The organism is Pseudomonas sp. NFIX49 (genome assembly GCF_900115915.1).
GTDB lineage: Bacteria > Pseudomonadota > Gammaproteobacteria > Pseudomonadales > Pseudomonadaceae > Aquipseudomonas > Aquipseudomonas pharyngis.
This window is the reverse complement of the sequence record NZ_FOYE01000001.1, coordinates 636,024-660,246: the sequence shown is the minus strand read 5'-3', so window position 1 is coordinate 660,246 and position 24,223 is coordinate 636,024. Positions and strand designations below refer to the sequence as shown.

The following is a 24,223-nucleotide window of genomic DNA, read 5'->3' as shown; positions in this document are numbered from 1 at the left end:
GTTATGGGGTCGAGCCATCTGCCACCGCAGGGACGGTAGTGGTTCGCGCAGATCGGCTCAGGCTAATCAGGCTCTCTTGTGCCGACGGGAATGTCTGCACCGGGCCTTTGGTGGAGCAAATGGTTGGTATCGTTAGCTGGCTACGTTAACCCGCGATTAACAAAAAAGCCCTGCACTTTTTAAACAAGTGCAGGGCTTTGGGTTCAGCCTTGAAAGCGTAGCCTCAATACCTGTTGGGCTCCATTTCCAGCTCGACATTGAAACGTTCTGAAATGTCTTTCTGGATCCGCTGTGCCAGATCGAGCAATTGCAGCCCGGTCGCCGCACCGTAGTTGACCAGCACCAGCGCCTGCAATTTATGCACGCCGGCATCGGCCTCACGGAAACCTTTCCAGCCGGCACGCTCGATCAACCAGCCGGCCGCCAGCTTCATCTGCCCGTCCGGTTGCGCGTAGGCCACCAGATCCGGATGCTGCGCCTTGATCTGTGCGACCACGGCCGCCGACACCAGCGGGTTCTTGAAGAAGCTGCCGGCATTGCCGAGCACCGCCGGGTCCGGCAGTTTTTCGCTGCGGATGCTGCAAATCGCGCGGCTGACATCCGTCGGCGTCGGTTGCTCGATGCCCTGCTCGGTCAGGCGCTGACGCACCGGGCCGTATTCCAGGTGCAGATGCGCGACTCGATCCAGCGCGAAGCGCACCCGCAGGATCAGCCAACGTCCCGGCTGCTGCTTGAACACGCTGTCGCGGTAGGCGAACCGGCATTCCTCCAGGCTGAAGTCGCGCAGCTCGCCGGTCTGGCGATCCAGCGCCGTCAGGCCGGCGAACACATCCTTGATCTCGACACCGTAGGCACCGATGTTCTGCATCGGCGCAGCACCGACAGTGCCGGGGATCAGGCTGAGATTCTCCAGCCCGGAAAAACCCTGCGCCAGCGTGTGCTGCACGAACGGGTGCCACGGTTCGCCAGCTTCGGCTTCAATCACCACACGATTGCCGTCGTCGCTGATGACGCGGATGCCACGGCTGGCCATACGCAGCACCAGCGCCGGAATGTCCGCCGTGAGCAACAGATTGCTGCCGCCGCCAATCACCAGCAACGGCACATCATGGGCACTCGCATACGCCAGGGCTTCGCGCACATCGGCGTCACTGTGGGCTTCGGCAAACAGCTGTGCGCGCACATCAACGCCGAAGGTATTGAAGGGCTTCAGGGAAACCTGCGGTTGTATCTGCAAACTCATAACCGCCTCTTCACTTCAATCAACAACTGATCGCAGGCACGCTCGATCAGATCCAGCACCTGCTCGAAGCCCTGATCGCCGTCGTAATACGGATCCGGCACCTCGTCGACTTCACCTTCGTAGCGGCGCAGGAACAAGTCCAGCTCGGCCTTGCCGGTGGACGGTTGCAGCGCCTTGAGATTGCGCAGGTTGCTGTTGTCCATGGCGAGGATCAGGTCGTAGCTGGCGAAATCGGCGCGGCTGACCTGCTGCGCGCGTTGCGCCGACAGGTCATAACCGCGCAGCTTGGCCGCCGCCTGGCTGCGCTTGTCCGGCGGATTGCCAACATGCCAGTCGCCAGTGCCGGCAGAGGCCACTTCGACCTGATCCGCCAGCCCCGCTTCACGCAACTTGTGGCGCAACACGCCTTCGGCGGTGGGCGAACGGCAGATGTTGCCCAGGCACACGAACAGAACGCGCATCAGGCCTCCAGCAGGCGACGGACGCGCTCGAGGTCTTCGGCGGTGTCGACCCCGGTCGGCGGCGCGATCAACGCGTCAGCCACATGAATCCGCACGCCGTGCCACAGGGCACGCAGCTGTTCGAGGGATTCGGTGTTTTCCAGCCAGCACGGTCCCCAGTTCACGAAGTCCTGAAGGAAGCCTGCGCGGTAGGCATAAATGCCGATGTGGCGACGATACGGCACGCCTTCCGGCAGCACGTCGCGGCTCTTGGCGAAAGCATCGCGGGCCCATGGCAGGGTCGCTCGACTGAAGGTCAGCGCCAGACCGTTGAGGTCGCTGACGACCTTGACCACGTTCGGGTTGAACAGGGTTTCCACGTCTTCGATCGGCTCGGCCAGGGTGGCCATGCGCGCTTCGGTGTGGGCCGCAAGATTCGCGGCGACCTGATCGATCACGCTCGGCGGGATCAGCGGTTCGTCACCCTGCACGTTGACCACGATGGCATCCGGCTCCAGGCCCAGCTTCGCCGCCACTTCAGCCAGACGATCGGTACCGGAGTTGTGATCTTCACGGGTCAGCACCACTTCGGCGCCGAAAGCCTTGCAGGCCTCGACGATACGCGCATCGTCGGTCGCCACGACCACGCGGCTGGCGCTGCTTTTGCTGGCCTGTTCCCAGACGTGCTGGATCATCGGCTTGCCGGCGATGTCCAGCAGCGGTTTGCCCGGCAGACGGGTCGAGGCGTAGCGCGACGGGATGACAACGGTGAAGGCGGTGGTCATTTATCCAGACGCTCGTCGGTGGTCAGGGTGCGGGCTTCACTTTCCAGCATGACCGGGATGCCGTCGCGGATCGGATACGCCAGACCGGCGCCCTTGCTGATCAGTTCGGTCTTGTCGGCGCTGAGCTTGAGCGGGCCTTTGCAGACCGGGCAGGCGAGGATGTCGAGCAATTTGGTGTCCATGAACATTCCCTGGATAAAAACGGATTAAGGCAAAAGACGATCCGGCAACAGGCGCATCAACTGCGTGTCGAACCAGGCCACGAAGGCCGGTGACGGCACAGCATCGACCGCCAGGTACCACCAGTCGGCAGCGGCGAAGGCACGGCACTTCACCGCGTCCTTTTCAGTCATCACCACTGGCAATGACGGCGTGAAACTCAAGGCCTGCACGCTGTATTCGGCGTGGTCGGCGAAGGCGTGGGGCACAGGCCGCCAGTCTAGCGCCTCGAGGGTATTGAAGAAACGTTGCGGGTTGCCGATCCCGGCCACCGCGTGCACGGCCTGGCCGGGCGGAAAATGATCGAGCGGCCGGCGTTCACCGCTGCGCAGGTTGACCAGCGCCGAGGGCTTGAGACGGAAGGCGAAACCGCCGTCGCGATCCTCAAGGGCGCCATTGAACAGCACACCGTCAACGCTTTGCAGGCGCTCGACCGGTTCGCGCAGGGGGCCGGCGGGCAGACAGCGCCGGTTGCCAAGCCCTCGGGCGGCGTCGATCAGCACCAGTTCCAGATCCCGCGCGAGGCGGTAATGCTGCATGCCGTCATCGGACAGGATCAGGTCCAGCGGCTCGCTGTCCAGCAGGGCTCTGACGGCGGCGCTGCGATCGGGATCGATCATCAGCGGCACGCCGGTGCGCTGCACGATCAGCAACGGCTCGTCGCCGGCGATGTCGGCAGTCTGATCGGCTTGGACTCGCCATGGCAGTTGCGCCGGTTTGGCGCCGTAACCACGACTGACCACACCGACCCGCAGCCCGTGGCGTCGGCAGTGCTCGATCAGCCACAGGATCATCGGGGTCTTGCCGGTGCCACCGACGGTGATGTTGCCGACCACGATCACCGGCACCGGCGACTGGTAGATCTCACCTTCGCCATCGAGAAAACGCTGACGCTTGCCGGCCACCACGCGGCGGTACAGCCACTCCAGCGGCCGCAACAGCGTCAGGGCCGGGTGCCCCTGATACCACGCGGCGAGCAGACGATCGGACATGGCCATCAGGATTTGGGCGCCGCCTCGACCGTGGTCATGCGCAGATGGCTGAAACCGAGCTTGCCGGCCGCGTCCATGGCGGTGATCACGGATTGATGCTGAGCCTTGCCGTCAGCACTGATCGACAACGGCATGTTGGTGTCGCCGTTGGATTCTTTCTGCATGGCTTCCATCAGGGTGGCCAGATCGTTTTTCGGCAGAATCCTGTTGTTCACCGAAAACACGCCTTCGGCGCTGATGGCCACATCCAGTTGCTTGACCTGCTGATCCTCGGCCGGCGAGCCGCTGACCGCTTCCGGCAGGTCGACACGCAGTTGGGTTTCGCGGGTGAAGGTGGTGGTCACGACGAAAAACAGCAACAGGATGAACACCACGTCGATCAGCGACGCGAGGTTGATGTCGATCGTTTCCCGGGGCTTGCGACGGAATTTCACGCTTTGCCCCCGGCCAGATCGACGTCACGGTCTCCCTGCACCACTTCCACCAGTTTGATCGCTTCCTGTTCCATGCCCACCACCAGTTCATCGATGCGGCGTTGCAGGAAACGGTGGAAGAACACTGCCGGAATACCGACCATCAGACCCGCAGCGGTAGTGATCAGCGCCTTGGAAATACCGCCGGCCAGCACCGCAGCATTGGTGGTCATGCCGGAGCCGGTGAAGGCACTGAAAATGTCGATCATGCCCAGCACCGTGCCCAGCAGACCCAGCAACGGCGACATGGCAGCGATGGTGCCCAGCGCGTTGACGTAGCGTTCCAGCTCGTGGATGACCCGGGCGGCGGCCTCTTCGATGCACTCCTTCATGATCTCGCGACCATGCTTGGAGTTGGCCAGGCCCGCGGCGAGGATTTCCCCCAGCGGCGAGTTGGCGCGCAATTCCTTGAGTTTTTCCTTGTTGAGCTGCTTGTCCTTGATCCAGACCCAGACCTGACCCAGCAAATGCTCAGGGGTGACGCGACTGGCGCGCAGGGTCCACAGGCGCTCGGCGACGATCGCCATGGCGGCGATGGAACTCAGAATGATCGGCAACATCATCCAGCCGCCGGATTTGACCAATTCCCACACAGTGACAGCCCCCTCGAAAAAGTGCGCCACTTTACCATACCGGTTCGCGATAAAGACCCGTCGCCCCGACGACCGTGCTCAACGGTACTCCGTCCCCGGCAACGGCGGGTCGCGCCAGAACCGGCGTTGTTGACGCATCGACCGGGCCGGCTCAAACCGCCCCAGTTGCAGATGAATGGCGCCCTGCTCGGCGCTGTCGTGGATGTGTATTCCCTGCTTGCGGTAACGGGCAATGACCGTCGGGTGCGGATGGCCGAACGAGTTGCCCTGCCCTCGGGAAATCAGCACGGCCTGGGGCTGCAAAACCTTGAGCAAGGCCATCGATGAGGAACTGCGGCTGCCGTGATGCGGGGCTTGCAGCCACTGGGTCGGAACCGCCAGCGCGCTGTTGAGCAAATCCCGCTCGGCATTGGTGTCGATGTCACCGGTCAGCAGCAGCCGCTCGCCGTTGGCTTCGATCTGCAACACGCAGGAACGCTGGTTGCTGTCATGGGCTTCTGCCCATTGCCATAGATGAAAGGCAACGCCGTCCCACTGCCATTGCCGACCGCTTTCACAGGCTTCGGCGTTCAGCGCTTCGGCCAACCCCTGCGGATCGCCGCTGATGACCCGGCTGACCGGCAATCCTTTCGCTACGGCGAGTGCGCCACCTGCGTGATCGGCATCGGCATGGCTGAGCAGCATCAGGTCGAGTCGCTCGACGCCCAGCTTGTGCAAGGCTGGCAACACCACCCGCTCGCCGACATCAAAATCACCGAAGCGCGGGCCGCTGTCGTACAGCAAGGCGTGATGGCGCGTGCGGATCAGAATCGCCAAGCCTTGGCCGACGTCGAGTTGCCAGACATCGGCGATGCCTTCGTCCAGTCGTTCCCGGGGCGGGAATGCCAGCACCAGCAGCAACGGCCAGCCCAGCGGGCGCAAAGGAACGCCTCGGGGCAGCAATAACAGCACTGCACCAAGACCTCCCAGCGCCCAGACCGACCCTTCCATCGTCGTCGGCACCCAAGCTGGCCAACGCCCGGCAATCAGGGCCAGTGCCCGGAACAATCCATCGATCAGTCCACCGGCCAGCCACAGCAGCCCTTCACCGACATAAGGAATTGGCAGCAACAAAGTCCCGAGCAACGCCGGCGGCAGCACCGCAAAACTGACCCACGGCACCGCCAGCAGATTGGCCAGCGGCCCGCTGAGACTGATCGGCAGACTCAACGCCAGCAGCACCGGGCACAATCCGATTGCGATCAGCCACTGCGCGCGTGTCCAGGTCTGCCACCAGCGCCACGGTCCCAAACGGCCACCGAAGGTGAAGATCAATACGGCCACGGCCACGAACGACAGCCACAATCCCGGACGCAGACTGGCCAGCGGATCCATCAACAACACGCCGTTGAAGGCCAGCAGCAACGGCCACCAGGCACCGAGGTGGCGAAAACGCAAACGCCACAACAGCACCAGCGCAACCATCACGCAGGCCCGTCGTACCGGCACATCGAATCCAGCCAGCAGGCCGTAACCCAGCGCCGCCGCGAATGCCAGACCGCACGCCCAGGGCAGCCAGGGCCAACGCAGCGGCCAAAATCCGAATCGGGCCAACCCGGCAACCAGCGCGTACATCAACGCTGCCAACAGCCCGATGTGCTGGCCGGAAATCACCAGCAGATGCACGGTGCCGGTGTCCTGCAAGATTTGCCAGTCTTCGCGACTGAGGCCGGAACCATCGCCGAGCACCAACGCGGCCAAGGCGCCGTTATGACCCTGGGCGTCAACGGCAAGCAGGCGCTGGCGAATACTGTCGCGCCAGGCCCACTGCGCCGGCGCCAGACGCTGGCCATCCTTCACCGTCCCGGTAGCACCAATGCGTTGCGCCAGCAGCCAGGCCTCGTAATCGAACGCATCCGGATTGAGCAGGCCACCGGGACGCTTGAGCTTGACCGCCAATCGCCAGCGTTCGCCGCTTTTGACTTCGGGCCCGGCGTACCAGGCCAGACGCATCAGCGATGGCAGTTTGTCGTGACGCGAGCGCGCATCGGCCAGTTCGAAGCGCACGACGCCCTCGGCGTTCTGCGGCAAGCCGACGACCCGCCCTTCCACCCAGCGCGTTTCGCCATCCAGCCGGGAAGGCAGTCGATCATTCAACGCCATCTGCGCGTTGAAACCCGCCCATGTAAATCCAAGCAGCAAAAACGCCAGTGAATAGCTGCGAAACGGCAGCAGCATCAGCGCCACCCACGGCAACACCAGCAATAACCCGACCGGCGGCAGGGCCGGTAAAAAAACCGCTGCCAGCAGACCGACCGCCAGCGCCATCATCCCTGTGCGCATAAGCCCGTCCTTGAGAGTCCCACCTTCAGGCATAGCGGCTGCGGGGCAAGGGCGTCGTTATCAATTGTCACAAAGTCTGAATGGGCGGTTCGTAGAATCCAGACATACTTGCCGCCTTAACCGACCGAGAAGCCTTATGCCCCGGCGCTTATTCAAACGTTACATGCCCGACCCGACGAGCATCAGGGAACACAAATCCTTACGCTTTCTCGGTACGCTGCTGCATGACCCGAACCTCTGGCACCTCAACCGACACTCGGTGGCTCGCGCCATGGCCGTTGGCCTGTTTGCCGCGTTCCTGCCGATTCCCGCACAAATGCTGGTGGCCGCCGTCCTCGCGATCATGGTGCGCGGCAACATGCCGATTGCGGTCAGCCTGGTCTGGCTGACCAATCCGATCACCATGCCGGCGGTGTTCTTCTGCACCTATCAGGCCGGGGCCTGGCTGATGGACGTTCCGGCCCGCACACTTCCGGACGAGTTGACCTGGGAATGGATCAGCGGTGAGCTCTCGACCTTGTGGCAACCGTTCCTGCTGGGTTCTGTGGTGGTCGGGCTGGCACTGGGCGCCCTCGCCTACTGTCTGGTGATGCTGTACTGGCGCTGGTGGGTGGCCCGGCAATGGGCGCGGCGCAAGAAAAGACGTCAGGCGTGAATGCAAAACGGCCTCCACTGTGGGAGGCCGTTTTTCGTTGCAGCGTCGAAGGGATCAGGTGCGCATGCCGCGCCCGCTCACCAGCAACCGCGAACAACCGATATACAACACCACGGTCGCCACCAGCATGAAGGTGATCGCGATACCGATGCGAATGTCCGACACACCGAGGATGCCGTAACGGAAGGCGTTGACCATGTGCAGCACCGGGTTGGCCAGCGACACGGTCTGCCAGAACGGCGGCAGCAAGGTGATCGAGTAGAACACGCCACCGAGGTAAGTCAGCGGGGTCAGCACGAAGGTCGGGATGATCGAGATGTCATCGAAGTTGCGTGCAAACACCGCGTTGATGAAGCCCAGCAGCGAGAAGATCGTCGCGGTCAGCACCACCACCAGCACCGTCACACCGAGATGGTGTACCTGCAGATGGGTGAAAAACAGCGACAGAATCGTCACGATCACGCCCACCATCAGGCCTCGCAGCACACCACCAATGGTGTAACCGATCAGGATCGTGTGCGGCGAAACCGGCGAGACCATCAGTTCTTCGATGGAGCGCTGGAACTTGCTGCCGAAGAAACTCGACACCACGTTGCCGTAGGAGTTGGTGATCACCGACATCATGATCAGCCCCGGCACGATGTACTCCATGTAGGTGAAGCCACCCATGTCGCCGATCTGCCGGCCGATCAGGTTACCGAAGATCACAAAGTACAGGACCATGGTGATCGCCGGCGGCAGCAGAGTCTGCGGCCAGATCCGGGTGAAGCGTCTGACCTCGCGATAAACGATGGTGTTGAGGGCAACGAGGTTGGGGCGCAGCTCGGAACTCATACCGCCACCTTCGACAGATTTTTCTCCACCAGGGACACGAACAGCTCCTCGAGGCGATTGGTTTTATTGCGCAGGCTCAGCACTTCGATGTTCTGCAGGGCCAGCTGGCCGAACAGCGCAGTGATGCCCATGGACTTGTCGACCTGGACTTCCAGCGTATGAGCGTCTACCAGCCGGGCCGGATAGCCGACCAGTTGCGGCGCAACCGCCAGATCGCTCTTCAGGTCGAGCAGGAAGGTTTCCACATGCAGCTGGCCGAGCAGCTGACGCATGCTGGTGTTCTCGACGATGGTGCCGTGGTCGATGATGCCGATGTTGCGGCACAACTGCTCAGCCTCTTCCAGGTAGTGGGTGGTGAGGATGATGGTGATGCCTTTCTGGTTCAGTTCGGTGAGGAACGTCCACATCGAGCGGCGCAGCTCGATGTCGACGCCGGCAGTCGGCTCGTCGAGGATCAGCAGACGCGGTTCATGCACCAGCGCACGGGCGATCATCAGACGCCGCTTCATGCCGCCGGACAGCGAACGCGACGGCACATCGCGCTTGTCCCACAGGCCGAGTTGGGTCAGATACTGCTCGGCGCGTTCCTTGGCGACCTTCGCCGGAATGCCGTAGTAACCGGCCTGGGTCACGACGATGTCGAACGTCTTTTCGAACTGGTTGAAGTTGAATTCCTGGGGCACCACGCCGATCGAGCGCTTGAGCGCCGCCGGGTTCTTGTCCAGGTCGTGGCCAAAGATATTCACGGTGCCGCTGGTCTTGTTGACCAGGGTCGAGAGGATGCCGATGGTCGTGGATTTGCCGGCGCCGTTGGGGCCGAGCAAGGCGAAGAAGTCACCTTCGGCGACGTCCAGATCGATACCACTCAAGGCCTGGAACCCGTTGCCGTAGGTTTTGGTTAGCTGCCGGATGGACAGAGCGGAACTCATATCGGATTTACGCACCCAGTAAGGAAAAAAGGACTGATAAAAAGCCGGCGGCGAGGAGGACAACCGCAGCGCTCGAGCGCAATGGTGCTTGCCGTCGCCGCACAAGTACAGTCAAGTGTGTCGATAGTAGGTATTAAGTCAACGCGGTCATGACAGCTTTCTGATACGCCGGACGCTGCTTCAACCGCGCGTACCAGGCTTCAAGATTCGGCTGTGGCGCGCGCTCGATGGGCATCTCGAACCAGGCATAAATGAAACTGCCGAGCGGAATATCGCCCATGCCGATTTCATTGCCGGACAGATACGGCTGGTGCTTCAGTGCCTGATCGACCATCGCCAGCAAGCCGTCACATTCCTTGATCGCCGCATGGATTGCCGGCCAGTCCTGCTTGTCTGCCGGGGTACGCAAAACGCCCCAGAACACCGTGCGAAACGGTCCTGCAAAACTGGAAGTCGTCCAGTCCATCCATTTGTCAGCGGTGGCGCGGATCTGCGGATCCGCCGGATACCACGAAGTGTCGGCTGCATGTTTTGCCAGCAGGTAACGCACGATGGCATTCGATTCCCACAACACGAAACCGTCGTCCTGAATGACCGGCACCCGCCCGTTCGGGTTCATTGCCCGATACTCCGGCGTGTCGACCACACCAAACGCGCCACCGGCATCGATGGCCTCGTAGGCCAACCCGAGCTCTTCGGCAGCCCACAAGGGCTTTCGGACATTCGACGAATTCTTGCGACCCCAGATCTTCAGCATGACCGCCTCTTTTCCAGTAAATGGGCAGGCAGCATACGCCGGATCAGAGGCGGCCGACATCACCGCGCATGTCACTGGACAGTGGCGTCTGCTGATCGTTGAACAGGTGCGGATAACATTTCTGCAGATGTTCGAAGAAAAAAGATTCCGGTACATCAGCGAACTGGCCGTGATCGACCAGGTACTCCATCAGCAGCGCACCATCGCTGTTGTACGGGTGGAAAACGCTGTCGTTCATGCCGTCGAATTCCAGCGGCGCAACGTTGAACATTTCGCAGAGCTTCTGGTTGAACGCGGGTGTGGCTTTCACCCAGCGATCATTGAGAAACAGCTCGGTATAACCATGCATGGCGAACACTTCACTTCTCAGCAGTTCAAGCAGACGCGGCGTCGACAGATGATTTTTCACATCCGCCAGACCGATGCGTGCGGGGATCCCGCAATGGCGCGCACAACCGGCGAGCAACGTGGCCTTGGGCACGCAATAACTTTCACCTGCCGCCAGCGCGTAGCTGCCGCGCAAGGTCTGCGGGTCGCGGCTGAAGGTATACATGTTGTAACGCACCGCCTCGCGCACGGCGTAATAAAGACTGATCGCCTGCGCGAGTGGATCGCGGCTGGCACCACGGTGCTGCTCGGCGAACTCCACCACCGAGGGGTGGTCACTATCGATGAAGCGGCCGGGGCTCAGATACTCGTGCATGACGACATTCTCCTGATTGAGCCCCGAGTCTAGCGAGAGGTTCAGCACAGAGATAACGACGTTTCGGCCAAACATGCACGTAAAGACGCGGAAGCGGCGAACGATTTCCCACGCGTGTTGCCCACCGAACCTACAAAAGACATCCGGGGTTTCCCACGATTTCAATCACCTTGCTCTGACCGCCCCGTTTTGCAGATGCCGTCTAAGCTCTGGAGGGTCGGTTCGCCCTGGTTCACGGAGGATTAAATATGCTGTTGTTGTGGATACTGGTTCTGATCGTCGGCGTGGCGTATCTGGCCCACCGGCGCATCGCCCCGCTGCCGGCACTGGGCATCGTGGCCGCTTACCTGTTGGCGATGGGGATTTTCAGCCACGCACCGGGCTGGTTGCTGCTGATTTTCTGGGTCGTGCTGGCCCTGGTCGCCGCCCCGCTGCTGTTGCCTGACCTGCGCCGCAAACACTTCACCGCGCCGCTGTTCAGCTGGTTCCAGAAAACCCTGCCACCGATGTCGCAGACCGAGCGCGACGCGATCGACGCCGGCACGGTGTGGTGGGACGGCGAACTGTTCAGCGGCCGTCCGGACTGGGACAAGCTGCTGTCCTATCCCAAGGTGCAACTGAGCGAAGAAGAACAGGCATTCATCGACGGCCCGACCGAAGAACTCTGCGCGATGGTCACCGACTGGCAGATCGGCCAGTCGATGGACTTGCCGCCCGAAGCCTGGACCCACATCAAGGAACACGGTTTCTTCGCCCTGATCATTCCCAAGGAGTTCGGCGGCAAGGGTTTCTCCGCCTACGCCCACTCCCAGGTGGCGATGAAACTGGCGACCCGCAGCGGCGATCTTGCCTCCACCGTAATGGTGCCCAACTCCCTCGGTCCGGCTGAACTGCTGCTGCATTACGGCACCGACGAACAACGCAATCATTACCTGCCACGGCTGGCCCGGGGCGACGACATTCCGTGCTTTGCGCTGACTGGCCCGCTCGCGGGTTCAGACGCGGGTGCGATGCCCGACACCGGGGTCATCTGCAAAGGCGAATGGGAAGGTCAGGAAACCCTCGGCCTGCGCCTGAACTGGGAAAAACGCTACATCACCCTCGGCCCGGTCGCGACCTTGCTCGGCCTGGCCTTCAAGGCCTATGACCCGGATCACCTGCTCGGCGACAAGGAAGACCTCGGCATCAGCCTGGCGCTGATCCCGACCGACACCCCCGGCGTGGAAATCGGTCGTCGCCACCTGCCGCTGGGCGCTGCGTTCATGAACGGCCCGAACTCCGGCAAGGACGTATTCATCCCGCTGGACTTCCTCATTGGCGGCCAGGACATGCTCGGCAAAGGCTGGATGATGCTGATGAACTGCCTGTCGGTCGGGCGCTCGATCTCGCTGCCGGCAGTGGGCACCGGCGCGGCCAAGTTCACCAGTCTGGTGACCGGGCAGTACGCGCAGATTCGCGAGCAGTTCAACGTGCCACTCTCAGCATTCGAAGGCATTCAGGAAGCCATGGCACGGATCGGCGGCAACGCCTGGATGATGGACGCCGCGCGGATGCTGACCGCCAACGCGGTGGATCTGGGCGAGAAGCCGTCGGTGCTGTCGGCGATCCTCAAGTACCACCTCACCGAACGCGGTCGCGAGTGCATCAGCCACGCCATGGACGTACACGGCGGCAAGGCGATCATCATGGGCCCGAACAACTACCTGGGCCGCAGCTGGAACGGCGCGCCGATCTTCATCACGGTGGAAGGCGCGAACATTCTTTCGCGCAACCTGATGATCTTCGGCCAGGGCGCCATCCGCTGCCATCCGTTCGTCCTCAAGGAAATGGCCCTCGCCGGGCGCGAGGACAAAGATCAGGCACTCAAGGAATTCGATGACCTGCTGCTCAAGCACATCGGCTTTGCCGTGAGCAACGCCGCCAGCACGCTGGTGCTGAACCTAGGTTTTGGCCATTTCGAACATGCACCGGGAGACAAGCTCAGCCAGGGTTATTTCCGCGCCCTCAACCGTCAGGCTGCCGCGTTTGCCATGCTCGCCGACCTGAGCATGATGCTGCTGGGCGGCGAACTGAAACGCCGCGAGCGTCTGTCGGCACGATTGGGCGATGTACTGAGCAACCTGTATCTGGCGTCGGCGGCGCTCAAGCGTTATCACGACCTCGATTCCCCGGCGTACATGGAACCGCTGTTCAGATGGGCCATGGAAGAAAGCCTCGGCCAGTCGGAAAAGGCGCTGGATGAACTGCTGACCAACTTCCCGAACCGAGTCTTTGGCTGCCTGTTGCGCGTGATCGTGTTCCCGTTCGGCCGCCGTCACAAAGGCCCGTCGGACAAACTCGGTGCCGAGGTGGCTGCGGTCATCGGCCGGGCCAAGGGCGATCCGGCGCTGGAAGAACTGCTTGCCGGTTGCTATCGCCCACAATCGGCCGACGATGCGGTCGGTGCGCTGCAACACGCCTGCGATCAGTTGAACGCTGCGCAACCGCTGCACAAGAAATTGCACTCGTCGCTCAAGAGCGGTCAGGTCAAACCGGTAGCAGGCGAACACGCCATCGATGCGGCACTGGAAGCCGGCGTGTTGCAGGCCGTGGAAGCCCAGACCCTGCGTGATGCCGAAGCGGCGCGGCGCAAGGTGATCGATGTCGATGATTTCGACAAGGAGCAACTCAAACCCGCGGAAGGCAAAATCCGCTGATCCCTTCAATCAGTGAAAAACGGGCGCGGGCGCTTTATACTCCCGCGCCCGTTTTGCTCTTGAGGACTTATCTCGTGTCCAACGTCGTTGCCGATCATCTGGTTTTGCTCGACCATCTGCGCAGTATTCTGGTCGCCGTAGGTGAGGCCGATCAGGTTCCCGAAGAAAGCCATGCCCTGTTCCTGGAGCGTTTCGACGAACTGCTGGCGTCACTGCCGATCGAGCCGATCGAAAGCCAATACCTGGGCCAGGACATCCTGACTCAAGTGATTACCCGTTACCCGCAAATTGCCCACCTGATCCCGCGGGATCTACTGTGGTTCTTCGCCGGCGACTGCCTGCATTACCTGTCCGACGAAGAAATCGACCTGTATCAGGCACTGGAAGAACGCCGCTACGAAGCCGAACAGAACGACGAACCGTTCGACTGGAACCAGGAAAAACAGCTGCTGGCGATGTCCGCCCAGGACAGCAAGCACTGATTTTCGCCCAATAAAAAGGCCCGCATGGTCCAGGCGGGCCTTTTTTTATTGGGTCAGAGTAACCCCTCACTCTCGGGCAATTCGTACTCGGCCAACGGTTTTGAACCGCCGGACTTCCCCGGCTTGCTCAAGGTCGGCTCTTTCTCCAGGCACTCCACCAGATAGTCGATGAACACCCGCAGCTTCGGCGGCAGATAGCGCGTCGGCGAATGCAGCAACCACAATCCGCCGTGGTACGACGCCAGGAATGTCCAGTCCGGCAACACTTGTACGATCAGCCCCTGCTCCAGCGCATAACGGGCGGTGAAATACGGCAGGCTGCCAATACCGATGTGTTGCAACACGGCGCCCAGACGCACGCCGGTGTGATTGGCGGCATACCGGCCGCGCACGCCGACGGTAACGGCTTTCGTACCTTTCTTGAATTTCCAGCGCGCATCACTCGGGGTCTCGCCCAGGTAAATGCAACTGTGATTGAGCAAGTCGTGGGGATGAGTTGGCGTCCCGTGTTCGGCCAGGTATTGCGGTGTGGCGCAGAGCAAATGGTCGATGGTCAGCAGTTGTCGTCCCACCAGTCCCGCCGGTGGACGATCCGTGATGCGAATGGCCAGGTCGACATGGTCATCGATCAGATCGACCTGGCGGTCCTCCAGCAACAGCTCCACGTCGACCTTCGGATAGCGCCGCAGAAACTCCGGCATGTGCGGATGAATCACGAAGCGCCCAACCGCTTTCGGCACGCTGACCCGCACCAGCCCCTCGGCTTCGTGGGTGAACTGACCGCTGATCTCCATCACCGACTTCGCCGCGCTGACCATTTCCTGGCAGCGCTTGAACACCTCTTCCCCGCCATCGCTCAAGCGCAGTTTGCGCGTGGTGCGTTGCAGCAGACGCGTGGCCAGCGCCTTCTCCAGTCGGGAAATACTGCGACTGACTGCCGAGGGCGATGAGCCCAACTGGCGAGCGGCTTCGGAGAAACTGCCGGTCTCGACGACCTTGACGAAAATCGCCATTTCACCGAGCAGCGGCAGCGGGAGATTTATGCTCACAGCGCAACAGTCCTTTGATGTTTGAACGGATTATCACGTTATTGCACGATTCATATAATTAAAAAAGAAACTTTAATAAGGGCATGGAATATGACGCTTCGCCTCTTTTTCCATAGTGATGACCTCAAGGCCAATGTGGAAGTCCTCGACTGCACGCCCCACGAGAACGAATTCGCCGTTGTGTTGCGCGCCACGCTTTTCCATCCCCAGGGCGGTGGCCAACCCTGTGATACCGGCTGGATCGGAGACAGTCAGGTTCTGCGCGTCGTCCAGGAACCGGACCGGATCATTCATTTTGTCGATCAACCGGTGCCACTGGGCATGACCCAGATCCGTGTCGATGAAGAGCGCAGACGCTTCAACACCCGCATGCACTCTGCCGGACATTTGATCGGCCACTTCGTCCAGGCCATGGGCTGGATGCCGATCAAGGCGCACCACTGGCCGGACGAGGGCCGGGTTCAATTCAAACCCGGAGATTCGGCGCAGGAAGTCGATGTGCAAACCGTTCAATACGGCATCGGCCAATGGATCGAACACGACCTGCCGCGCCTGACGTCCCTGCGCGAAGGCGCGCGGGAAATCGGTTTCGGTGAACTGCCAGCCTATGGCTGCGGTGGCACCCATGTACGCAGCCTGAAGGATTTGGGCACAGTCACGATCGCGTCCCTTTCGCAGAAGAAAGGCACGTTGTCCGTCCACTACAGCGTGGATTGAGGATTTCGGGCGCTGTCAGATGCAGCGTCCGACGCCGGGGGAACCGCGTTCGCCGGTTCCGTTGACTATTCGATAGATGGACCTGAAACCATGATGCTTGACGTCGAGCGTCTCGATGAGACGTGCATAAAAAAACTGGCCAACGAAGAAGTCCTTGCCATCCGCGTCAAAGGCTTTCTGCCCCAGGCGCAGGCGATCCAGATTGGCGACAAGATCCTCGCCCCCGGCTTCGAGGGCTACATCAACGCGCCCAGTATCGGTCGTATCGGCATGGCGTTCTACGAGGCGGAAAACCAGCCGCTGCTGATCGAGGACTACTTCGAGCGCGCCACCAGCAACATTGCCGAACTGCGCAACCGCTGCGCGCCCTACTCGTCGCCGGTCGACACCCTGCGCTGCATGCTCGACGAATCCTGGCCGGCGGGTGCCCACCTGGAAAACCTCTACGGTCGCAAGATGTACGTCGGCCTGTCCCGGGTGGTGAAACCGGGCGTGTGCTTCCTGGCCCATCACGACATCTTCGCCAAGGACGCCCCGGAAAGTTTTCAGGCCCGCAGCCTCGAGGCGCAGTTCGCCTGCAACGTCTACCTCAACATGCCAACCGAAGGCGGCGCATTGCAGATGTGGGAAGACGACATTTCCCCGGACCGCTTCGACGAAATGCGCGGCGACAGCTACGGCATCGACCCGGCGCTGCTCGGCCCGCCCGCCCTCGAAGTACGCCCGGAACCGGGGGATTTCATCATGTTCAATTCGCGCCGCATGCACTCGGTAACGCCGGGCGTGGCCGATCCGCGCTTGAGCCTTTCGTTTTTTGTCGGCTATCGCGGCAATGCTTCACCCCTGACTTTCTGGAGCTGAAATGACATCGAATTACCTGGGCGAGTTTCTGGCGCTGGCCACCATCCACTTTCTGGCCGTGGTCGCTCCCGGCCCGGACTTCGCCGTGACCATCCGCCAGAGTGTGCGTTTCGGCCGTTTGGTCGGCATCTGCACGGCACTGGGCATCGGCGCGGGGATTTCCGTGCACGTGCTGTACACCCTGCTGGGCGTCGGCGCCTTGATGCACACCACGCCGTGGTTGCTGACCGTCGCCAAAGTGGTCGGCGGTGCTTACATTCTTTATCTGGGCGTCAGCCTGATCCGCAGCAAACCCAAGACGACAATGGAAGGCGAAAAGACCAGTGACGAACCGCTGGTCGAGCAATCGCTGTTCAAGGCGTTTTCCACCGGTTTCCTGACCAACGCCACCAACCCCAAGGCCACTCTGTTTTTCCTTGCAATCTTCACCACGATCATCAGCGCCAGCACGCCGCTGCAAATCCAGGCCCTGTACGGGTTGTGGATGTGCGGGGTGAATGCGTTGTGGTTCGTGATCGTCGCGCTGTTCTTTTCCAGCAGCAAAGTGCGCGTGCTGTTCATGCGCATGGGCCACTGGTTCGAGCGCAGCATGGGGGTGATTCTGATCCTGTTTGCCGGGCGTCTGGTGTTGTCGATGTAAAGCGCGCTTATCGCAGAAGCCCGATCCAGACAGACTGGACGGGCTTTTTCGATTCTGCGCCGCTTTTGCATTTCTGTGCGACGCGTCCCACTTCGGGGGCTCCCCTATCACTCGCTGGTGGTGTTAGTTTGCAAAACCGTCTGACGCTTCGATCAGACACCTCCTACTCACTGCCTGCAAAGGAATGCCCTTAGCAATGGATTTTTCACTCAAGCAACTGGCCGCGTCGACGCTGATTCTGGCCAGCCTTTCGTCCGTCACGCTGCCAGCCCAAGCCAACCTTACCGAGCAGCAGAGCGCGACCATTCTCAAGACCTTCAATGAGGCAAAGGTCAGTGACTTCAGAGCATTTCTCGGTGATCTGGCCAAGAACGACCTGAGCAAGACCGACGATCTGCGCCCGGCCATCAGCGCCTTCCTCGACAACAAGACGCTGACCGCTGAACAGCAAAACGAAATCCATCGCCTGCTCGGCCTCTACACCCGTGTGAAGTACGGCAAAGCCGCCCTGGAAACCCTGCGCGAACTGGTGGAAATCCCGACCTTCCGCAAGGACGGTGTCGATCAGCACGACAACCCCGAATTCATCAAGATCGCCGGCAAGATCAAGGATCTGGCTGAGTCTTTCGGCCTGAACTACCGCAACATCGACAACCGCGTTTACGAAATCTCCCTCGACGGCAGCGGCAAGGATGTCGTCGGCATTCACGCTCACGCCGACGTGGTGCCGGTAACGCCGGAAAACTGGGTGCTGAAGGACGGCACCAAACTTGATCCGTTCAAGGTCACGCTGATCGGCGACCGCATGTACGGCCGCGGCACCGAGGACGATAAAAACGGCATCGTCGTGACGCTGTATGCCATGAAGGTGATCAAGGAAGAGAAGCTGCCACTGGCGCGCAATTTCAAACTGCTGGTGGACACCACCGAAGAAACCACCGGTGACGCGATTCCCTACTACTTCGAACGCAACCCGACGCCCGAGTACAACCTGGCACTGGATGGCGGCTATCCCGTAGTGATTGCGGAAAAAGGCTACGGCACCGTCATGGCCAAGTTCGCCAAGCGCAAGGCCGAGGGTAAAGGCGCGGAAATCACCTCAATGACCGGAGGCCTGGCGACCAACCAGATTCCATCGGTTTCGGTCGTCACGCTGGTGACTGACAAACCCGCCGAGCTGGCGGCCAGCCTGCAAAAGGCCGGCACTGAATATGCCAAGCGCAATGGCGGCGATTTCGAAGTGAATGCCAAGGTCGATGGCAAAGACGTCAAACTCACCGTGACCGGTGTTTCCGCGCACTCGTCCGAGCCGGAATCCGGCGTTAATCCGGTCGCGCGCATGCTCGACTTCATCCACAGCGTGGACGGCAAGATCGCCTTCAAGCACAACCACATCACCGACGCTGCGCACTACGCCGCCGACAACTGGGGCCTGGATTACAAGGGCGGCAAACTGGGCGTCGGCTTCGCCGATGACTTCATGGGCCCGCTGACCACCTCGCTGACCTACGTCGGCATGGACGACAAAACCTTCAAACTCGCGGTCAACCTGCGCGTACCGAAGGGCAAATCGCCGGAAGTGCTCAAGACCGAGATCGCCGACAAACTGGCAGCCTGGAGCAAGAAAAACCATGTCGCGGTGAACTTCGATTATTCGATCGCCGAACCGATGTACCGCAACCCTGAAGGCGAGTGGGTCAAGGCACTGCTGGCCGTGGCCACCGAAAACCTGGGCATGAAACACGAATTCGGCACGTCGGCCGGCGCCACCTCGGTGCATGAACTGCCGAACGGCGTGCAATTCGGCCTGGCGCGACCGGAGGTCAAGTACACCGGTCACACCGATGGCGAATTCAAGACCGTTGACCAGTTCCTGCTGGACCTGCAGATCGTCACCGAAATGATGGGACGCATCGGGCAATTGCCGAAGCTCTGATCGCGTACCGGGCTCGCCACATTGGCGGGCCCACAAAAAAAGGACCGCGAGGTCCTTTTCTATTGCCTGACAAAAACCGCACAAACAAAAACGCCGCTCATCACTGAGCGGCGTTTTTGTGAATTTGGAGCGGGAAACGAGACACTCGTTTTTTCGAGCAATCCGTTGATTTCCAGGATGTTTTAGATACGCCTCGTTGATTGACATTGCGTACTACTTCGGCAAGCTGACAACCCCTACATGAAAGGCCGATAGCCAGCAGTCCAGGCACGTCCGTGGAACGCTGTACCGAGTATGCCCAACCCATTCGCAGATCTCTAGCCGCATCCGCCACCGAAAAGCGCCCACCAAAGACAGTCAAAACTGACAGCCTATTACGCCAGCATTTGTAGGACAGCTCTTGATCGTCCACGCCCTATTGAAGCTCCAAATCTTGTCTGCCTAGAGTGGCTTCCATGCAGGACTTAGGCGTTGCAGCTCTGCAACGCAACTAGATAGATAAAATAGAGTGCACGCGATGAGTGACGCCATTTCGAACAGAGCCACCCACACTGAACCAACACCTGCTGCCACCTCGCCCGAAAACACTCTTGAACCGACGTCTACTGGCACCAAATCTGAACCACTGCTCGCAGATCCCGAATTCGATATGCGTGGCCTGGCCTGGAACCCGTTATGCGACGCTGCCACGCCCCTGATCGGACTGGTCATTCGCCTGCGCCGTCTGTACCAGCACGACGATGTGCCCGCGCTGTACCGAAGCGTCAGCAACCAAATCACCACGATCATGGAAGAAGTCAATCAGCTCGACTACGACGCCGGCATGCTCAAGGCCTACTCCTACAGTCTGTGCCTGTTGTTGGATGAAGTAGTCATGAGCACTACTTGGGGCAAGTCTTCCACTTGGAGTGCGCGCTCACTGCTCAGTCAGTTTCATGAGGAGACGTGGGGCGGCGAAAAATTCTTTACCGTCATGAACAACATGATCCCCGAAGCGGCCCGGTACCAGCATGTGCTGGAGTTCATGTACCAGTGCCTGATCTCTGGTCTCAAAGGCAAATATGGTGCCCATGCCAAGGGAGATGACGAAATACAAAAAATCATCAACCAGCTGCACGGCCTGCTGCGCCCCCTGCGCGGCGAAACACCCAAGCGCCTGATCGACCCGTTGACCAACGTTGCGCCGCGTAACTACCGGATCAAACGCACGTGGCCATTGTGGACGCCATGGGCACTGGCCGCCGCCGTACTAGTCATGGCTTACACGATCTATACCCTGCGACTGAACGCCATCACCCAAGAGGTCCTTGCCTCGCTGGACAAAATCCTCAAGCTCTAACCCCCATGTGAAAACCATAAGGAGGCTCTATGCCTGCTGTCGTTTTGGTCGGTCACGACCATGCGTGTCCAGTGTGTGGCCCAGTCACTGTCGCCAGTGGGTCAGAGAGTTTCACTGTCAACGACCGGGCTGTAGCCCGCGCTGGCGACACACTCAGTTGTGGAGCCGTAATCACCAGTGGCTCGCCTTCAATGAACATCAACGGAAAAGCCGTGGCCCGCGTCGGCGACAGCACCGACCACGAAGGCACCCTGGAAAACGGCGATGACAGTTGGCTGATCAACTGACCCGCACTGACTACAAGGAGGTTTCATGCCCCGTCAAAGCGACCTGCGTTACACCTTCGAACCGCTGCGGGGCGATCCCTTCGAAGTGGTCTCGTTCAACCTTGAAGAGGGCCTTTCCCAGCCCTTCAAACTTGAGCTGAAGCTGGTCAGTCACCACCCGGCCATCGACTTCTACCGCATGCTCGATCTGGCGGGGCTATTCACGATCTGGCGTGGCGAAACACCTGTACGTTACGTCCACGGCCTGGTCAGCCTGTTCACCCAGGGCGACACCGGCTTTCGCCGCACCCGCTATACCGCCGTGGTCGAGCCGACCCTGAAGCGTTTCGACCTGCGTTCCAACTGGCGCATCTTCCAGGGCCAGACCGTGCCCGACATCATCACCCGCGTCCTTACCGAACAAAAACTGACCGACATCCGCAGCGAAATCTGTTTCGAGCACCAACCCCGCGAATACTGCGCACAGGCCGGTGAAACCGACCTCGACTTCATCGCCCGCCTCGCCGCCGAAGAGGGCCTGCTCTACACCTTCGAACACCGCGCCGACGGCCACACCCTCGTCCTCACCGACCGCGTCGGCGGCCTGGGCACCATCGGCACCCACACCGATTGTCCGGTGATCTACCAGCCGATGGCCGGTGGAGACGCCTCGGAACCGGCGTTGAATCGCTTCCACTACACCGAACAGGTCCGCACCGCCGTGCAGGTGCAGCGCGACTACACCTTCACCCACCCGCGCTACAACCAGCAGCACACCGCGACGGGCGATCAGGATCTGAACAACCAGCACAAGGACTACGAACGCTACGACTATCCCGGCCGCTACAAGCGCGACATCGCTGGCAAACCCTTTACCAAAACCCGGCTGGCCGCCCTGCGCAATGACGCCAAACTGGCCCATGTGGAAGGCGACGATGCTCGCCTGCAACCGGGATTGGCCTTCGACCTCAACGAGCATCCCCGCGACGATTTCAACGATCGCTGGCGCACCATTGCCATCCAGCACGAGGGCAAGCAGCACACCAGCCTGCAGGAAGAATCATTTGGCAGTGGCCTCGGCACATCCTATGAAATGAAGGCCAGCGCCATCCGCTGGACCTCGGACTGGAAAGCCCCGATGCGCGACAAACCGTGCATCGAAGGCCCGCAGATCGCCACGGTGGTTGGGCCTCCCGGTGAGGAGATTTATTGCGACGAATGGGGCCGGGTCAAGGTGCAGTTCCCGTGGGACCGTGCGGATAAAAACAACGATCAGAGTTCGTGCTGGATTCGTGTGGCGCAAGGTTGGGCGGGCGCCACCTGGGGCGCGATGGCGATTCCGCGTGTGGGCCAGGAACTGATCATCAGCTATCTCGACGGTGATCCGGACCAGCCGATTGCCACCGGACGGGCGTACCGGCAGACCAATCTGCCGCCGTACGAGCTGCCCAAACACAAAACGCGGATGACCATCAAAAGCCGCACTCATAAGGGCTCGGGGTTCAATGAGCTGCGCTTTGAGGATGAACTGGGGCAGCAGGAAGTCTTTATCCACGCCGAAAAAGACAAGAACGTCCATATCAAGCACAACAACACCACCTACGTGGGTAACGACCGAAGCGAGAAGGTCGAACACGACGAGCAGGTTGAAATCGGCCGTAACCGCAGCGAGCGAGTAGGTAACGATGAACACATTGCTATTGTGCAGGATCAGCATCTGGAACTGGGCCGTGATCGAATTCAGACGCTGGGGCGTAATTATCACGCCACCATCGGTGGGGACCGATTCGAGGAAATTGCCAACAATCGGAATGACAGAATTGCCGCTGACCATAACATCCAGATCGGAGGCAGTGCTGAGCAATCAGTCCGGAACCGCTACTACCTGTCCGCAGGGCAACGCATTGAGCAAAAAACGACAGTGTTCGTTGTCACCTCGGGCGAACGCATTGTTCTGAAAGCCCCCGGTGGCAGCATCACGATTGATAGCGATGGCATTACCCTTGATGGGCTGACCATCAAGATCAAAGGCCCCGTCACCACAGATGCAATCGGTACGGGCAATCCGCTTGGCAATCCACAATCGCCTCCCGCACCGCTTGGAGCATTCCTGGGACGTTACACGTTGCTGAAGAACGATCAACGTGTTTTCGCGGGCTATCGATATCGCATCACTGATGGCGCCACCCTACTCACCGAAGGCCTGACCTGCCCCCAAGGGGGAACTGACTGGACTGTTACCGAGGCATCCAAATCCGTGCAGGCCCATAAAGCAGTCATGCGCGACGATCAGCGAATCACCGAAACCTGGCAACCCTATCTGATGGCTTTCGATGATGAAGCTCCACCCGCAGAGACCAAAGTCATGTTTCCTGAAGACTTTCTTGCTCATTACAGCGAAGGCCTCGACTGATGCCAGTAGTCCCCATTGCCCGAACGCTCGCTCACGTTATCGACAGAGCCTATCGGGCCTACCGAGCAAACCAGGCTTATGAAAACGCCAAAACCGCCGCCGAGTTGGACCAACTCGCAGTAGAGATTAAGGAGCGAAGAAAGCAGATTAAAAACATGCTTCGAGCAACTATCGAAGCAATGACGCGTGAAATCGACGTCAAAAGCTCCACGTTTGCCACGGTGGACCGGGGCGGCAATAGCACGGCTTCTCGCAGAGGCAAGGAGAACTTGAATTTCAAGGAATACATCGAACGTAAAGTGCCTTTTCGCCCAGCCATCAGCCAAGTCTGCACAGTTGCCCTACAGATGCCAATCAAGGTGCCACGCCGCATTCGCAAAAAGATCGCCGGCGATAGGGTGGAAACCATAATTGAGGTTGCACTCAAGCAGTTCACCGCCTCGCTGTTCTTTGAGTCCGTGGACGAGGCGTTGGAATGGCGAAGCCCACTCAAGGCGGAGCCGAACTACAACCAAAGCAGCCAAAAAGCATTGCTTGGCGATCCAGCAACTCGCCCCAAACGGTTTGGAAGCGCGATACAGCCATTCTGGCCCCGCCCGCGTTCTCTGGCACCTGATCTGGTGGTCGTGGAATACCGCCAGGAACCGTTCGAGATCGAAAATGTATTTGCGGCAGTCGAGATCAAGTTTCCGGGGGATTGGGTAAAACAAACACAAATAAACGATTACGCGCGACTGATGAGACCCAAAACAGGCGTCAACCGAGAAAAGATTGGGCGGGAGAAAGTGGCCTTGCTACGCGTTCCGGAAGATTGCACTGGCCCTGAAACGGATAACAAACAACCCCCTACATCCAAGGGCGCCAAAAACAGGAGGTGAA

At 60.3% G+C, this 24,223-nt stretch carries 24 protein-coding genes; 11 read left to right on the top strand and 13 right to left on the bottom strand.

The window, feature by feature from the left end; translation table 11 throughout:
- Positions 1 to 223: 223 nt before the first annotated feature.
- The 8 genes from murB to BMZ46_RS02990 form a co-directional block, all read right to left on the bottom strand.
- Positions 224 to 1,243 (bottom strand): UDP-N-acetylmuramate dehydrogenase, encoded by a 1,020-nt coding sequence (murB, locus tag BMZ46_RS03025; RefSeq protein WP_074688118.1) that lies wholly within the window; start codon positions 1,241 to 1,243, stop codon positions 224 to 226.
- On the bottom strand, positions 1,240 to 1,704 hold the full coding sequence (locus BMZ46_RS03020; RefSeq protein WP_074688120.1) for a low molecular weight protein-tyrosine-phosphatase: 465 nt from the start codon (positions 1,702 to 1,704) through the stop codon (positions 1,240 to 1,242). Before BMZ46_RS03020 ends, murB begins: the two co-directional genes overlap by 4 nt.
- Positions 1,704 to 2,468 (bottom strand): 3-deoxy-manno-octulosonate cytidylyltransferase, encoded by a 765-nt coding sequence (gene kdsB, locus BMZ46_RS03015; protein ID WP_074688122.1) that lies wholly within the window; start codon positions 2,466 to 2,468, stop codon positions 1,704 to 1,706. The genes BMZ46_RS03020 and kdsB overlap by 1 nt, the downstream gene beginning before the upstream one ends.
- Entirely contained in the window at positions 2,465 to 2,650 is a 186-nt protein-coding gene (locus BMZ46_RS03010) for a Trm112 family protein (protein ID WP_003179363.1), read from the bottom strand. The genes kdsB and BMZ46_RS03010 overlap by 4 nt, the downstream gene beginning before the upstream one ends.
- A gap of 24 nt (positions 2,651 to 2,674) precedes the next feature.
- A complete protein-coding gene (gene lpxK, locus BMZ46_RS03005; RefSeq protein ID WP_074688124.1) occupies positions 2,675 to 3,685 on the bottom strand; it encodes a tetraacyldisaccharide 4'-kinase in 1,011 nt (336 codons plus the stop codon).
- Positions 3,685 to 4,113 carry an ExbD/TolR family protein gene (locus BMZ46_RS03000; protein WP_064383505.1) on the bottom strand — a complete coding sequence of 143 codons (429 nt, stop codon included), beginning with the start codon at positions 4,111 to 4,113 and terminating at the stop codon, positions 3,685 to 3,687. The genes lpxK and BMZ46_RS03000 overlap by 1 nt, the downstream gene beginning before the upstream one ends.
- Positions 4,110 to 4,745 carry a MotA/TolQ/ExbB proton channel family protein gene (locus tag BMZ46_RS02995; RefSeq protein WP_163976130.1) on the bottom strand — a complete coding sequence of 212 codons (636 nt, stop codon included), beginning with the start codon at positions 4,743 to 4,745 and terminating at the stop codon, positions 4,110 to 4,112. The genes BMZ46_RS03000 and BMZ46_RS02995 overlap by 4 nt, the downstream gene beginning before the upstream one ends.
- Before the next feature lie 78 nt (positions 4,746 to 4,823).
- The gene (locus BMZ46_RS02990) at positions 4,824 to 7,067 is read right to left on the bottom strand and encodes a DNA internalization-related competence protein ComEC/Rec2 (RefSeq protein WP_074688127.1); all 2,244 of its coding nucleotides are present in this window, start codon (positions 7,065 to 7,067) and stop codon (positions 4,824 to 4,826) included.
- Between the two features lie 136 nt (positions 7,068 to 7,203).
- Between BMZ46_RS02990 and BMZ46_RS02985 the strand changes: the two genes are divergently transcribed.
- A complete protein-coding gene (locus tag BMZ46_RS02985) occupies positions 7,204 to 7,722 on the top strand; it encodes a DUF2062 domain-containing protein (RefSeq protein WP_064598575.1) in 519 nt (172 codons plus the stop codon).
- A 54-nt stretch (positions 7,723 to 7,776) separates the two neighbouring features.
- Here the strand turns inward: BMZ46_RS02985 and BMZ46_RS02980 are convergent, their stop codons facing one another.
- The 4 genes from BMZ46_RS02980 to BMZ46_RS02965 form a co-directional block, all read right to left on the bottom strand.
- The gene (locus tag BMZ46_RS02980; RefSeq protein ID WP_007950763.1) at positions 7,777 to 8,556 is read right to left on the bottom strand and encodes an ABC transporter permease; all 780 of its coding nucleotides are present in this window, start codon (positions 8,554 to 8,556) and stop codon (positions 7,777 to 7,779) included.
- Positions 8,553 to 9,485, bottom strand: a complete 933-nt coding sequence (locus tag BMZ46_RS02975) for an ABC transporter ATP-binding protein (RefSeq protein WP_039770736.1) — start codon at positions 9,483 to 9,485, stop codon at positions 8,553 to 8,555. Before BMZ46_RS02975 ends, BMZ46_RS02980 begins: the two co-directional genes overlap by 4 nt.
- Before the next feature lie 133 nt (positions 9,486 to 9,618).
- Positions 9,619 to 10,242, bottom strand: coding sequence for a glutathione S-transferase family protein (locus BMZ46_RS02970; RefSeq protein ID WP_039770700.1), 624 nt, complete (start codon positions 10,240 to 10,242; stop codon positions 9,619 to 9,621).
- Positions 10,243 to 10,285: 43 nt separating this feature from the next.
- Positions 10,286 to 10,945 (bottom strand): transglutaminase-like domain-containing protein, encoded by a 660-nt coding sequence (locus tag BMZ46_RS02965; RefSeq protein ID WP_039770701.1) that lies wholly within the window; start codon positions 10,943 to 10,945, stop codon positions 10,286 to 10,288.
- A gap of 248 nt (positions 10,946 to 11,193) precedes the next feature.
- Between BMZ46_RS02965 and BMZ46_RS02960 the strand changes: the two genes are divergently transcribed.
- Both BMZ46_RS02960 and BMZ46_RS02955 read left to right on the top strand, forming a co-directional pair.
- Complete coding sequence (locus BMZ46_RS02960; RefSeq protein ID WP_074688129.1) at positions 11,194 to 13,641, top strand: acyl-CoA dehydrogenase; 2,448 nt, start codon at positions 11,194 to 11,196, stop codon at positions 13,639 to 13,641.
- Positions 13,642 to 13,715: 74 nt separating this feature from the next.
- Positions 13,716 to 14,123, top strand: coding sequence for a PA2817 family protein (locus BMZ46_RS02955; RefSeq protein ID WP_039770706.1), 408 nt, complete (start codon positions 13,716 to 13,718; stop codon positions 14,121 to 14,123).
- A gap of 53 nt (positions 14,124 to 14,176) precedes the next feature.
- Here BMZ46_RS02955 and BMZ46_RS02950 read toward each other — a convergent pair whose 3' ends face one another.
- A complete protein-coding gene (locus tag BMZ46_RS02950; protein WP_064598590.1) occupies positions 14,177 to 15,172 on the bottom strand; it encodes a LysR family transcriptional regulator in 996 nt (331 codons plus the stop codon).
- 90 nt (positions 15,173 to 15,262) lie between these two features.
- On the opposite strand from BMZ46_RS02950, the gene BMZ46_RS02945 reads away from it, so the two are divergent.
- The 8 genes from BMZ46_RS02945 to BMZ46_RS02910 all read left to right on the top strand — a co-directional run bounded on the left by BMZ46_RS02945 (position 15,263) and on the right by BMZ46_RS02910 (position 24,222).
- On the top strand, positions 15,263 to 15,889 hold the full coding sequence (locus BMZ46_RS02945; protein ID WP_039770710.1) for a serine-tRNA(Ala) deacylase AlaX: 627 nt from the start codon (positions 15,263 to 15,265) through the stop codon (positions 15,887 to 15,889).
- Between the two features lie 90 nt (positions 15,890 to 15,979).
- Entirely contained in the window at positions 15,980 to 16,750 is a 771-nt protein-coding gene (locus tag BMZ46_RS02940) for a 2OG-Fe(II) oxygenase (RefSeq protein ID WP_007952184.1), read from the top strand.
- A 1-nt stretch (position 16,751) separates the two neighbouring features.
- Positions 16,752 to 17,390 carry a LysE family translocator gene (locus BMZ46_RS02935; RefSeq protein ID WP_011335460.1) on the top strand — a complete coding sequence of 213 codons (639 nt, stop codon included), beginning with the start codon at positions 16,752 to 16,754 and terminating at the stop codon, positions 17,388 to 17,390.
- A 196-nt stretch (positions 17,391 to 17,586) separates the two neighbouring features.
- Positions 17,587 to 19,326, top strand: a complete 1,740-nt coding sequence (locus BMZ46_RS02930) for a dipeptidase (protein WP_074688131.1) — start codon at positions 17,587 to 17,589, stop codon at positions 19,324 to 19,326.
- A 517-nt stretch (positions 19,327 to 19,843) separates the two neighbouring features.
- A complete protein-coding gene (icmH, locus tag BMZ46_RS02925) occupies positions 19,844 to 20,665 on the top strand; it encodes a type IVB secretion system protein IcmH/DotU (RefSeq protein ID WP_074688133.1) in 822 nt (273 codons plus the stop codon).
- A gap of 29 nt (positions 20,666 to 20,694) precedes the next feature.
- Positions 20,695 to 20,952, top strand: coding sequence for a PAAR domain-containing protein (locus tag BMZ46_RS02920; protein WP_074688135.1), 258 nt, complete (start codon positions 20,695 to 20,697; stop codon positions 20,950 to 20,952).
- A 25-nt stretch (positions 20,953 to 20,977) separates the two neighbouring features.
- Positions 20,978 to 23,344: a type VI secretion system Vgr family protein gene (locus BMZ46_RS02915; protein WP_074688137.1), complete on the top strand. Its 2,367-nt coding sequence runs from the start codon at positions 20,978 to 20,980 to the stop codon at positions 23,342 to 23,344.
- On the top strand, positions 23,344 to 24,222 hold the full coding sequence (locus BMZ46_RS02910) for a VRR-NUC domain-containing protein (RefSeq protein WP_074688139.1): 879 nt from the start codon (positions 23,344 to 23,346) through the stop codon (positions 24,220 to 24,222). Before BMZ46_RS02915 ends, BMZ46_RS02910 begins: the two co-directional genes overlap by 1 nt.
- The last annotated feature ends 1 nt before the right edge of the window (position 24,223 follow it).